We start from the raw sequence: 13,063 nt of genomic DNA, 5'->3' as shown, positions 1-13,063 counted from the left end.
TCCCATTTTGAACGGCCGCGACAAATAAATTCAATGCGGGGGCACTTGAGGGAAATTCGGTACGTGGCTGATGCTGCGTCCGATTACTCTCGATTGCGGTAAATTTTAACGTGCTTTGTGCGCGCGGTTAGTGCTGGCGTTTTACCGGGTGTCGAACCATGACAATTGACAAAAATCAGACATTTAATTCTGCGCTTTTTAACGGCGCACATTTTCAAAGCAAATCCAAACACAAGCCCTGGCGGGGGCGCCTACTTTCCTCGGCAAGCATCTTGGCACTGGGCTTAGCTGCTATTGCCGCATCAAATACGGCTCAAGCAGCAAGCTGCCCCGGCGGCTCCAACAGCATCAATGGAGCCGGATCTGGAATACTTAATGGCGGCCTCTTACCAGCCACTCTGAATTGTCAAGGTAACGTAATAAATGGCGACGGGACGGCCTCAGGCAATGGCACTGGCGCGGGCGGCCAAGCAACAATTTTGAACAATTTCTTTTTTGGTGATGGCTCCGGCAGCTTAAACGGTGCAGCCCTGGTAGGAGGTTTCGCCGACATTCAGAATAACTTCGTTGTCGGCAATGGCTCCCTGAGCGGAAACGGGACGGGCAACGCCACGCTACACAACAACGTAATCTTTGGCGACGGCTCCGGCAGCCTTAACGGTGTCGGGGGGACCGTCGTTGTCAGCGATAACTTTATCGTTGGCACTGGATCCGGAAGCGGCAACGCCGGCAATGTCACCAACAATACGATATTTGGTGATCTGTCGGGTTCTGCCAACGGCAACAACTTCGCCAACAACACCATTATCGGGAACGCGTCGGGGAGCGGAAACGGAGCCGACTTCGACAACAATACAATCATCGGCAACGGATCCGGCAACCTTGGCGGGGACGGCGTCAACAACAACACCGTCATCGGCGATTTGTCGGGCAACGGCTACGGCGATGGCGCAAGCTACAACAACGTTGTCGGCAACCTGTCGGGGAATGGCGTCAGCGGTTCGAGCAACAACGCTTTCGGCAATGCTTCCGGCAACCTCGTCGAAGGAAACTTCAATTCCGCGCTTGGAACGCTCTCCGGGAATGACGTTTCCGGCGATGGGAATACCGCGATCGGCTTCGGCTCAGGAAATTTCGTCGGAAGCAGCAACAACATCGCAATGGGCGTGCTGTCCGGCAACGTAATTAGTGGGGACAACAATATAGCCTTCGGCACTCTTTCCGGAAACTTTGTGACCGGAAACAACAATCAGGCGGCGGGCCTGATTGTCGGGAATTTTGTCGAGGGCGAAAATAACCAAGCGAGCGGAACTGCGTCGGGCAACGGCGTGACGGGCAATAACAACCAAGCCAACGGAACCTTGTCGGGCAACGACGTAACCGGCAATAGCAATCTGGCTTCGGGCACAGGAACGGGGAACGCCGTCGAAGGCCTCGGCAACCAAGCTGCCGGCATAGCGTCTGGCAACTTTGTTGCCGGCGTAGGGAACCAAGCCGCAGGAATCCTGTCAGGAAATGGTGTCGAGGGTGTTGGCAATCAGGCCAGCGGCATTGCCGCTGGAAACATTGTCCAGGGCGATAACAACCAGACGAGCGGTACGCTGACAGGCAACGGCGTCTTTGGTAACGACAATCAGTCGAGCGGCTTTGCGTCAGGCAACGGCGTGATCGGCAGCAACAACCAGGCCAGCGGCCAGGGCGTTGGAAATCTTGTCTTCGGCGAAGGCAACCAAGCAAGCGGAACCGGATCCGGCAACCTTGTCGTCGGCGATGATAACCAGGCTAGTGGCGCACTGTCCGGCAATGCGGTCTTCGGAGACGCCAACCAAGCAAGCGGTTTCGGATCTGGAAACCTCATCGCCGGAATCGGCAACCAAGCGCGAGGAATTCTCTCTGGAAACGCCGTTTTCGGTGACGGCAACCAAGCCAGCGGGACAGCCTCGGGTAACGTCGTTATCGGTGATGGTAACCAGGCAAACGGAACAGAATCAGGCAACGTGGTCATTGGCAACGATAACCAGGCCAGTGGCAACGGCTCCGGAAACGTCGTCGTGGGAGATGGCAACCAAGCCAGTGGAACCGACACAGGCAATCTGGTCATCGGCAATGACAACCAAGCCAGCGGCGCTTTCTCAGGTAATGGCGTACTTGGCATAGCCAATCAGGCCGATGGCCTTGCTGTCGGCAATCTCGTTGCCGGTGTAGGTCACCAAGCAAGCGGCGTGCTCTCAGGCAACGGCGTCGTTGGCATCAATCATCAAGCCAGCGGACTTGCGGTCGGCAACGGAGTGAGCGGCTTCAACAATCAGTCAAGCGGGTTTGCATCAGGCAATTTCGTCTCCGGAGCAAACAATCAGGCCAGTGGTGCTCTGTCCGGCAACAACGTCACGGGTGACAACAACATCGCCTTTGGCACGAATTCCGGAAACAACATTGCCGCCTCCAATACAATTGCCATGGGGACCAACGCTCAGGCCGAGGGAAATTCCTCGATTGCTATTGGCAATGGTGCGTTCGCGGCCGGACCGGGCGACACAGCCGTCGGCCAAAACGCCAATGTCCAAGCGAATAACTCCAACGCGTTTGGCAATGGAGCAACGGTCAACGCCGGCCACGTCAACTCTACGGCTGTCGGCACGGGTGCGAGCACGACGAATAACAACCAGATGATGTTTGGTACGTCGAGCCAAACCTACACGACGCCAGGCATCACCTCGAACCTGAGCAAAAACCGGCAGTCCGGCCCGCTCGAAGTCGTGACGTCTGACGCGGCCGGTAATCTCGCGACCGATGGTGGCAGCATCTTCAAACGCCTCGATGAGACGGAAGCCGGTATCGCGATGGCAATTGCGATGGAAAATCCTGATCTCGTGTCCGGCGAAAACATTGGCGTCGCGATGAGCGCGGGCTTCTATGAGGGTGCAGAAGCGTTGGCTTTAAGCGCAATGGGCGTGGTTGGGTACGGTGTGTTCACCCCTGATGATCGCGTTGCTATCTTCGGTGGCGTCGGTGTCGGCTTTGAAAACGGACGCGGCGACCACGTCGTCGGTGGTCGCGTCGGCGCGCAGGTCACATGGAAGTAACAGCACGGATCAACGAACAATTAGCGCCCTGATACAATAAGCGTGGCTCGCCGAGGCGAGCCACTTTTCTCATAAAACGGCAACTCAAGCGCGGCCGAAAACCTTGCGCAATTCGCCTTTAGCGGCTTCAAGGGTCTGCCTACGCTCAGCACTCAGCGATTTCCCTGCGCGATTAATCTCAAACGTGAGCATCGACATAGCCGACTGATATGCAGTGCCCTTGCGGCGCGTGCTATTTTCAGCCGAACGCATGAGTGATAGCGCGATCTCGTGCGGATCACGTTTGGTAAACACGCCTTCTTCCAGATCGAGCGCATTGCTTGAGTGTGTGACCTCAGCAGACCATCGCTTCGCCGAACCAGCTGAACTGCCGCTCTTGTGGGTTCGCGGCATGGCTTCTCTCTCCTTGCCTCGCCCGTCTCAGCCACTTTGGATTGACTAATCCACCTAGGAGCAAAGCGTTCCTCACAAAACGCCCGCCGCATTCTGACCTTTAGTCGCGTGATAAGCTTGGTCAGATGCGCAATACCCTACGAGCCATGGGCTACCACGGCCGCTTCCTAGGCCAGAAGGCGCTCGGGCAAACCAATTGCGCTGAAGAACTTGCGCAAGGGGTGTTTGAGGCCAAGTCGTTGATCTTTTGCCTCACGAACGGGCGCACCGGAACGCGGTCACTTACGTCACTGTTTGACTGCGTCCCCCACGTGCATGCCGCTCACGAAGAAAAGCCCTCATTTCACCTGCTGATGCGATGGGTTCAAAGGAACCCCGCACTTGCGCGCGATTTCTGGTTATTTGCCAAAATACCGGCGATTAGCGACCACCCGCAGCCCGTCCACGTGGACACAAGTCACGTTTTCGGAAAAGGCTTCCTGGAACCGTTGCTCGACCTCGGGGCGAGGCCCAAGCTGATCATCCTAACGCGCAACACGCGCCTCATCGCCAAATCCATGCTGGCGCTCAACGATATTCCCGGCCGCACCAAGCGCGCGCTCAAGTGGTACCTTTCACCAAGCGACCCTGTCTTTCACAGGCTGCCCGAACCCGACAGCTTTTCCGACTACCAGCTTTGCTATTGGCACGCCCTAGAGACCGAAGCGCGGCAAGCTCATTATCGGCGTCTCTGCCAATCTCACGGCCTTACATGTGTGGATGCCGACACAGCGACACTTAACAATCTAGATTGCTTCGAACGTCTGTGCGCGAACCTCGGTATCGAACTCGATGAGCAAGCACGCGAGAACCTCAAAAGCCACGTCGGCCGCACTCTCAATTCCCGAACCAATGAGAAGAAACAACGCCCCATCCTGCTCCCCTCTAACTTCGACGAAGCCGAAGAGGAAGTCCGGCAGAACATCATGACCGAGCAACCGCTAATGATGCGGAAATCGACATCAGGCAGCTATCTCGCAACCGCCTTGAAAAACCTATGAGGTCTGGACCCAAACGCCCTGCCAGCAACCATACACGGCCACAGACTACGCCTGCTTCGGAATAGGAACAATATACTCGCCTTCGTATCCTGCTCCTTCGGAGTACAGAAAGACACTAAGCTTGCCGGACGGCTCAAAGTAGGCGCATTCGACGGCACCAATGTTTCGCACGCCCTTCGTGCGAAGCATGGAGGTTAGCTCGCGCCTCGTTAGGCTCCCTGAACCCAGCGCTTCCTCGACGACGCGACCGCCGGAAACAACGAGAAGGGGCGTCCCCTCAAGATAAGCTTCGGCGCACGCATGACGCGCCAAAATCCACTGGGTAGCGCGGTGCAATACGATCACGACAGAGATGACCAAAAGCCCGTGAAGAAGCGGAACGTTTGGATAAAACATCGGGTCGCCCGCCGCCGACCCTACGGCAATCACCAAGACGAATTCGAAAGGACCGATCTGTCCGACACTTCCTTGCCCGACGAGCCGTGTCAAAACGATCGTATAGGCATACATCACCATGGTCCTGAGAATGATTTCGATCAGGAAGAGTGCGCTGCCGAGATCACCCTCTCCCAAAAACATCCGAAAAAAATCTAGCGGTGTAAATGGCTCAGACATGCGGATCTCCGAGTTTCACAGCAACCGGCAACGATCATAGTGAGCAATGAACGTCGATGACCAAGTTCTGGATGCACGAAGACTGTCTGAGCCACTCCCGTTTGCGACTATCTCAACGCGTCTCGATAAAACTGTTCGCGATCATCGAGCACAACCGGGTCATGATCATGAACCCGGATTTTGGATCTTCATCGCGCAAGAGTTCCATCACTTGGTCACCGTTGATAGACAGAAGCGTCGAAGGTTCGAGACACTTGGCAGTCCCAAGCCGCTTGGGGTGCTCTGGGATCAATGCAGCCCACCCGAAAATCATGTGCCGCTTCATGACGCTTTCGACGTTGGCATGGCCCACGTTCGCGCCCATCGCAAAGCTCACAAGCCCACGAACTAAAACAAACATATCAAGAGCCTGTCCGCCGGAATCATAGACGACGTCCCCCGCCTTACATTCCTTTAGGATCGCAATCTCGCCAATACGCGCGAGCGTCGCCGGAGCCGTTCCGGCAAACAGGTTAGTCTCATTGAGAATTCGGCTGATTTCTTCTGTCTTCATTGCTTATCTCCTCCAGCGTGATCTCCGTCACGCTAGAGCAAGCCTCGCAGCATTAGGTCGCGCCTTCCAATAAAGTGTATCTATGCAAACGCCGCACTCTCAGGTTGACCTTAAAGGTGAGGCGCTGCCGAAGCTTTACGCGAACGTCTCGTCCAGCCGATCATAGACCACGCCGTTTGAGAGCGGCAGATCGCTGAGCTGACAATACATGTCTCCCCACTCCCCCGACCCGGGAGAGCCGTGCCGTAACCAACCGGAAAACGGAATGCGGAAGGGCGTCGAACTAGCGCAATCATTCAGATCTCAAGTTGTATGCCGAGCTCGATAACCTGATCGGGAGGCAGATTATAAAAATCCGCGGCCGTCTGCGCATTGTGGCTCATCAGTGAGAACAACTTCTTCATCCACATCGGCATGCCCGCCACCTTCTCCGCTGGCACAAGAGTGACCCGGCCAAGGAAAAAGACGGCATCTTCAACATCGATATTGTAGCCAGCCTCTTGAGCCAGACGGAGCGCGACGGGCACATGCGGCGTTTGCATGAATCCGTAGTGCACGAGGACGCGATAAAAACCGGGCGCTATTTCTCGCATCGTGAGCCGCTGAGCTGCGGGGACACGCGGCAAATCCGTGGTCAACACCGTAACGATCAATACGTTTTCCCGAAGCACTCCGGTTCGGTCAGCAAGCCGCCGCAAGAGATAGGGTGTATCGACCTGCAACGGGCTCAAGAAAACAGCGGTGCCGGGTATCCGGTGCAGCCCCTGCTTATCCGCTCGCGCAACAAAATCCTTGATGGGCTCTTCATCTACACCGAGGCGAGTGAAGAGATGTTGTCGCCCCCTGCGCCAGGACACCATCACGACAAACAATGCTGCCGCGATCGCCAAAGGCAACCAGCCGCCCTGCTCAACTTTCAAAAGGTTCGCACCAAAGAAGACGAGATCGACCACCATAAAAAATGCTGTCACGGCAAACGCAACCGGTGCCTGAATCCGCCAGCAGTCGCGCATGACGAAGAACAGCAGGATGGTCGTAATGACCATGGTGGTCGACACCGCGATCCCGTAAGCAGCAGCGAGGTGCGAAGAGGAGCCGAAACCTATGGCGAGCAGCACCGTAGCAACTCCCAACACTCCGTTGACCAACGGAACATAGATCTGCCCGGACTCGCTGGATGAGGTGTGCACGATGCGGATGCGCGGCATGAATCCCAATTGCACGGCCTGACTGGTGAGAGAAAACACTCCCGAAATCATTGCTTGCGAGGCGACGATCGTGGCCAATGTGGCCAGTCCGATAAGTGGATAGAGCCCCCAAGTAGGGGCTAGAGCATAGAATGGATCGGGGGCACGCCCCGGGTCGGCAAGAACGGCAGCACCCTGCCCGAAGTAGTTCAGCAGCAAGCAAGGCCCTGCAATCGCAAACCATGCCAAGCGGATGGGACGGGCCCCGAAATGCCCCATATCTGCGTAAAGAGCTTCGGCCCCAGTCACGACGAGAAAAACCGCTCCTAAGACGATAAAACCAATGACGCCGTTGGTGAAGAGAAACGCAAGTGCGTAGCGTGGATCAAGCGCTGCAAGAACATGCGGGGTCTGCACGATACTGGTCACGCCCAGGATCGCGATCATGACAAACCACACGAACATGATCGGGGCGAACCAGGACGCGAGCCGATATGTTCCGCGCTTTTGAAGGGCAAACAGCAAAACGAGAATGACCACCGAGGTGGGCAGCACCATGAACTCAAGACCATGGCCAGTCGTCGCCAATCCTTCCACGGCACTTAAGACAGAGATGGCCGGTGTGATCGCGCCGTCGCCGTATAAGAGTGCAGCGCCAAGAATGCCCAGCGCGACAATAAGCAATCCGATACGATCTTTCTCCGGCCTGGAATGCATTAGCAGCGCGACCAATGCGAGGATCCCACCTTCGCCATGGTTATCGGCCCTGAGAATAATGATCAGGTACTTAAGAGAAACGATAAGGGTCAACGCCCAGAAAATCAGTGAAAGCAATCCAAGAATGGTCGCTTCTCCGGGTGGCGATTCCTTCAATGCCTCGCGAAAAGCGTAGAGTGGGCTCGTGCCGATATCACCGTAAACGATACCAATCGCCCCAAAGCCCAACTGCCACGACCGAAGGTCTCGATCCGTACGCTGCGAGGCAGAAATCCGCGCCGATAAACTCGTCACCTAATCACCTTCGTATCCGCCTCCCGGACCAGAGGGATATAGGAACTCTCGTTGACCCTGCGAGCCCCCTTACAAAAAACTCCCAGCGATGTTCACGCCAAGAGCGATAAGAATGGCATTGAAGAAGAAAGAAATAACCCCATGGATAAGAACCACACGGCGTATTTCACGGTTTGTCGTGGCCACATCCGCGACTTTGCACGTCATTCCAATAACAAAGGAAAAAATAAGCAAAATCAGCATAGCGTGGGGGATCGTCATGGGGAAATCCCAATCCAGCTTTGCCACCTTTCCCGTGTGCGCTGTAATACATATGGGCATAGTGCACCGCATATACGGTCTGCACCAACAGCCACGAGAGACAAATCGTTAAGGCCGCTAGTCCCAAGTAGAGCCTGCGCATTAGGGGCTCCAACGATGCCGCAGTACCAATTACAATCACAATGGCGAGGAGGCTGGCGCACGCCGCTGCGACGAGTAACATCGTTACTCCCCAGAAACTCTCATCTTCCATCCCCGCCCGGGCACGAATATCCTGCTCGGTGGCGGTTGCCATCTTCCCCCAGACGAGTCCCAATTAAACAACAACACCCGCATCCCAGCCGATAACGACTCGAGCCGCGAAATTCGTTTGTGCCGAAACAAGAGAACCTGTTGCGACTGCGACCAGAACCAAAATCAGGAGCGCGCCCAATGTCGGGAGGGGCGCGTCAAACCGAGCCGCATGTCCTTAACCTTCACGCGAACGCCGCAACAAGGTTCAGAATGACATACCAAACGACCGGCAGCCCATGAAAATCACCGTCACCGATAACCTGGCGGCAATACGAGCTCAGCGTTGCCGGAGATACTGACTGTAAGGCACCCTCATCATTAGAAAATACCCGGCAGGTACCGTACAGGCTTGTCGAGGGCGACGAGCCAAGCGGCAGCGCCTTAGCGCAACCCTGCATAAGCTACTCTTCAAGCGTCAAAAGCCTTTACCTCTACACACGCCTGCCCCAGGCGACGATAGAGATCCCTACGGCGCCCCAAAGGCCACCATTCATAAAGAAAAATTTCCATTGGCTTCCAGTTTGCCACCCACCCCAGAATGACAAGCCCTTCGCCAAAAAAACGGCTGATACTTCCCGGCCCAACAATTTCCGGAATTGCTTGCGCGGCCACAGTACATGTGGCCAACACAGCCATTCCGATAAGGAGAGACTTACGGCCGACTTTAAAAAGTTCTTTAAGTTCGCCCTCAACGACATCCGCGCGATAATTGAAGTAGCTGCGCAATGCCGCCTCTAGTTGTTGGGCGTATTTATTCCCGAGCTCATGCTTCGGTGCATGCACGATGATCGTAAAAGCTCGCCGCCGGGGAAATTCTCGTGCCCAGCCAACAATGTACTCTTCCGCGTGTGGATCAAGGTCACGGTCGCGGAAGGGTAGAGGGTCAAGCGTGTCAAAAAGCTGCGAAATCTCGTTGACCCGCACCTCGATCACACCCACTGGATGTACATGGGCCATTTACAGACCTCACCGAAATAACGCATCACGCCAATAGGCGTTCTGAGGTCCTAACGCCTAAGAAGATCGGTAAGCACAACACACTTAAGCCTTCGCGCCAGAAGCAGCGCCACGGTGTTTTTTCTTCGCGCCGCGATCTGCCGGTTTAGATGAGCGAGGACGTGCTCCAAAACCTTCCCGCTCGACACGAGTAATAGCGCCTTTCTTCGACTTATTGACACGCACCGTATCGGCGAACTTGTCTGCAATCCGAGCAGTAATCTCAAAACGCGTATCACGATCAAAAATTTTGATCGATCCAATCTCGGACTTACTGATGCCGCCAGCTTCACAAATCAATGGAATAAGCCATTTCGGATCGGCATTCCGCTCGCGTCCGATGTTTAGCCGGAACCAAATCATATCGCGCGATCCTGAATTGGGGCCACGTGATGGTCGCTTGCCATTATCAGGCGCGGCCGTGGCATCACCATTGGACCAACCAGCTCTCCGTCCATCCCCATTGCTCCGGCGATCCGATCGGGGAGGTGGACCTGCATCTGGCAGCAAATCTTCCGGCGCAGGCAAGCGGGCTAGATGGAGCCGTATAAGAGCAAGAGCAATCTCGTCCGCGGAACGCGACGCCTGTAGATTGCGTACGATCGCGACTTCATCCTCACGCACTACGTCCGCAAAAATTGGATCCGCGAGGAACCTCTCCTGGTCACGTGCTCTGATCTCGTCAGGTGTAGGCGCGGGCAACCACGCAACGTCCAGCTTCGCCCCGCTAAGCAACACCTGCGCTTTGCGTCGTCGATTAAATGGCACGAGCAAAATGCAGAGCCCCTTCCGCCCGGCACGCCCCGTACGTCCTGAACGGTGTAGCAAGGTCTCTGCGTCATGCGGAAGCTCAGCATGAATCACGAGGGAAAGGTCCGGGAGATCGAGCCCGCGAGCGGCAACATCGGTCGCAACGAGAACCCGCGCCCGGCCATCGCGTAACGCTTGCAGCGCTTGGCTGCGCTCGCCCTGGCTCAGCTCACCCGACAAGGCAACAGCAGAAAAGCCGCGCTCCAAAAGTCGCGCATGCAGCCGCTTCACAGCTTCACGAGTTGCACAAAAGACAATTGCGGCGCGCACTTCATGCAAGCGCAAGACATTGACCACGGCATTTTCAACATCCGTCGGCGCCACGCGGATAGCCTGGTAGGCGATATCGGCATGCTGTACGTCGCGCCGCTGCGTTTCGATCCTGACGGCATCCTTCTGATAACGCCGCGCCAACGCTGCGATCTCGCGCGGCATCGTTGCAGAGAAGAGCAGTGTGCGACGGCTCTCAGGCGTTGCGTCCAGAATGAACTCCAGATCTTCACGGAAGCCAAGATCGAGCATCTCATCAGCTTCATCGAGCACAGCCACCTTGAGCTGTCCGAGATCAAGGCGGCCGCGCTCCAAATGATCGCGCAAGCGCCCAGGCGTACCGACGACGATATGAGAACCCCCAGCAAGCTGACGCGCTTCAGAACGTGCGTCCATACCTCCGACGCACGCTAGCACGCGTGCACCCGTCTCAGCGTACAGCCAGCTCAGCTCTCTCTGCACTTGCAAAGCCAGTTCCCGCGTCGGGGCAATGATCAATGCCGAGGGCTGGCTTGCACGTCCGAACCGCTCCTGTGATCCCAGCAACGTCGAAGCCATCGCCAGCCCGAAGGCGACGGTCTTGCCCGATCCGGTCTGCGCGGACACCAGCAAGTCTCGCTCCGACGCATTTGCGTCCAAAACCGCGAGTTGCACATCAGTTGGAACAGAATAGCCACGGGTGGCGAGCGCTCCTGAGAGCGCCGTATGGGTCGACGGAAATGTCATGATCTAAGTTGTATCTCGTGAGGCGCAGCACTTCGATCCTCTGTAGGAACAGGAGGGTATATAAGCTGCGGAGGGTTTAGCCTGGATGCATAGCCACTTTTCTTCGGATCCGCTAGCATCAACTGGCCATGTTGCCCATCACAGGCAGGCGTCAGTAAACTTTTCTCTACCCCCGTGGAATATAAGCAACCATCTTGGCGGTCCGCCGCAATGTCGCATCAGCATCGGTTTCAGTGACAATACAGCACATTGAGCCGCTCATATGCCCAATATGGCGATCGAATAACGAACCCTCGGCCACCCCACCGTCAACGATGTTCGAATTCCGCGAATTCGTTGTGGCGCGAGAATCTAGCTTGGTGTAGCTACGCCTAATTCTTGCCGCGCCCCGTCATTCGCTTCGGAGCTCTTTCCTTAATGACCGTAACAACTCCCGCCGCCCTTTCTGGCGTCGCTCCAGCAAACCCGCGCTCTCGCGTCATCGTCGCCAGCCTGGTCGGCACGACCATTGAATTTTACGATTTCTACGTCTATGCGACGGCGGCCGTTCTAGTTTTCCCGCACCTGTTCTTCCCGCCAGGGAATGAAACAACCGCTCTGTTGGCATCCTTCGCCATCTTCGGAGCAGCGATGATCGCCCGGCCGCTCGGCGCCATTTTCTTCGGCCATCTCGGCGATAAGCGCGGACGCAAGAACACGCTCGTTGGTGCACTCCTTACGATGGGCATCGCAACGTTTCTGATCGGGCTACTGCCAACATATGAAACGGCCGGTTGGCTCGCCCCAGCTCTGCTGGTCGTAATGCGTCTTGCTCAAGGTTTTGCCCTTGGCGGTGAATGGAGCGGCGCGGCGCTCGTCGCAACGGAAAACGCACCACCAAAGAAACGCGCAATATACGGAACGTTCCCGCAACTCGGAGCCCCGATCGGTTTCATTATCGCCAACGGGCTGTTCCTCCTCATTGCTGCGGCGCTGCCATCCGACGACCCATCGAAGCCTTCCGCCGCGTTTCTCGAATGGGGCTGGCGCATTCCCTTCCTCTTCTCTGCGGTAATGGTCATAGTTGGCCTTTGGGTTCGTCTAAGCCTCGTTGAGAGCACCGCTTTCGAGAAAACTGTACGCACCGGCAACGTTCAAAAAATCCCTCTCGCTACGGTCTTCCGCACCCACTGGAAGGAACTCGTCCTCGGCACATTCTACATGCTCGCGACCTACGTCCTCTTCTATCTTATGACGACGTTTTCGCTGAGCTACGGGCGCGCTGCGACGAACGCCCCACTTCCGGGTCTCGGCTACGACTACACAACCTTTGTTCTGATGATGATCATTGGCGTGGTGTTCTTCGGCATCTTCACGCTCATCTCTGGTCCGTTCGCCGATAAATTGGGTCGCCGCAAAACGCTTATATGGGTCACACTCGCCATCATCGTGTTTGGTCTCGTCTGGACGCCGATGCTCGCTGCCGGCACTGTCGGCGTCATGGCCTGGCTCATCCTCGGCTTCACGTTGATGGGTATGACATTCGGACCGATGGGCGCTCTTTTACCAGAGCTCTTTCCTGCAAACATTCGCTACACAGGCTCTGGCATTTCCTACAATGTCTCATCGATTTTAGGAGCGGCCGTGGCCCCGTTCATCGCGGTTGCCCTTTGGAGCACAGGAGGCGGGAGCCCGTTCTGGGTCGGCATCTATCTGTCCGCGATGGCAGGCCTGACCTTGATCTCTTTGCTGCTCGGGAAAGAGACAAAAGATATCGACATCGAAAAATAAGCGACGTTTTTGGGGGAGTGGCAAAGGTAGCCCTCCCGACCATGCCGAAGCGCA

11 protein-coding genes are annotated in these 13,063 nt (G+C 56.2%); 3 read left to right on the top strand and 8 right to left on the bottom strand.

The features are described from left to right. The first annotated feature begins 158 nt into the window (after positions 1-158). Positions 159-3,083, top strand: a complete 2,925-nt coding sequence (locus YBN1229_RS02495) for a beta strand repeat-containing protein (protein WP_046476378.1) — start codon at positions 159-161, stop codon at positions 3,081-3,083. An 84-nt stretch (positions 3,084-3,167) separates the two neighbouring features. Here YBN1229_RS02495 and YBN1229_RS02490 read toward each other — a convergent pair whose 3' ends face one another. Continuing rightward, a complete protein-coding gene (locus YBN1229_RS02490; protein WP_046476376.1) occupies positions 3,168-3,476 on the bottom strand; it encodes a DUF3175 domain-containing protein in 309 nt (102 codons plus the stop codon). Positions 3,477-3,601: 125 nt separating this feature from the next. Here YBN1229_RS02490 and YBN1229_RS02485 point away from each other — a divergent pair, with 125 nt between their 5' ends. Continuing rightward, entirely contained in the window at positions 3,602-4,516 is a 915-nt protein-coding gene (locus tag YBN1229_RS02485; protein WP_152024937.1) for a hypothetical protein, read from the top strand. 45 nt (positions 4,517-4,561) lie between these two features. Here YBN1229_RS02485 and YBN1229_RS02480 read toward each other — a convergent pair whose 3' ends face one another. The 7 genes from YBN1229_RS02480 to YBN1229_RS02450 form a co-directional block, all read right to left on the bottom strand. Beyond that, positions 4,562-5,131, bottom strand: coding sequence for a DUF421 domain-containing protein (locus YBN1229_RS02480; protein ID WP_052743629.1), 570 nt, complete (start codon positions 5,129-5,131; stop codon positions 4,562-4,564). A gap of 112 nt (positions 5,132-5,243) precedes the next feature. Next, entirely contained in the window at positions 5,244-5,684 is a 441-nt protein-coding gene (locus YBN1229_RS02475) for a cyclic nucleotide-binding domain-containing protein (protein WP_046476373.1), read from the bottom strand. 296 nt (positions 5,685-5,980) lie between these two features. After that, positions 5,981-7,882 (bottom strand): potassium transporter Kup, encoded by a 1,902-nt coding sequence (locus tag YBN1229_RS02470; protein WP_244464984.1) that lies wholly within the window; start codon positions 7,880-7,882, stop codon positions 5,981-5,983. Positions 7,883-7,951: 69 nt separating this feature from the next. After that, positions 7,952-8,125 (bottom strand): DUF1345 domain-containing protein, encoded by a 174-nt coding sequence (locus YBN1229_RS19315; RefSeq protein ID WP_432264126.1) that lies wholly within the window; start codon positions 8,123-8,125, stop codon positions 7,952-7,954. Then, positions 8,049-8,459 (bottom strand): DUF1345 domain-containing protein, encoded by a 411-nt coding sequence (locus YBN1229_RS02465; protein ID WP_082100974.1) that lies wholly within the window; start codon positions 8,457-8,459, stop codon positions 8,049-8,051. The genes YBN1229_RS19315 and YBN1229_RS02465 overlap by 77 nt, the downstream gene beginning before the upstream one ends. 386 nt (positions 8,460-8,845) lie before the next feature. Beyond that, on the bottom strand, positions 8,846-9,394 hold the full coding sequence (locus YBN1229_RS02455; RefSeq protein ID WP_046476367.1) for a hypothetical protein: 549 nt from the start codon (positions 9,392-9,394) through the stop codon (positions 8,846-8,848). Positions 9,395-9,478: 84 nt separating this feature from the next. Beyond that, a complete protein-coding gene (locus tag YBN1229_RS02450) occupies positions 9,479-11,239 on the bottom strand; it encodes a DEAD/DEAH box helicase (RefSeq protein WP_082100972.1) in 1,761 nt (586 codons plus the stop codon). Between the two features lie 417 nt (positions 11,240-11,656). Between YBN1229_RS02450 and YBN1229_RS02445 the strand changes: the two genes are divergently transcribed. After that, positions 11,657-13,009 carry an MFS transporter gene (locus YBN1229_RS02445; RefSeq protein WP_046476363.1) on the top strand — a complete coding sequence of 451 codons (1,353 nt, stop codon included), beginning with the start codon at positions 11,657-11,659 and terminating at the stop codon, positions 13,007-13,009. The last annotated feature ends 54 nt before the right edge of the window (positions 13,010-13,063 follow it).

The organism is Candidatus Filomicrobium marinum, assembly GCF_000981545.1.
Lineage (GTDB): Bacteria > Pseudomonadota > Alphaproteobacteria > Rhizobiales > Hyphomicrobiaceae > Filomicrobium > Filomicrobium insigne.
Note: the sequence above shows the minus strand (reverse complement) of the source record. Positions and strands in the feature narration are given on the sequence as shown.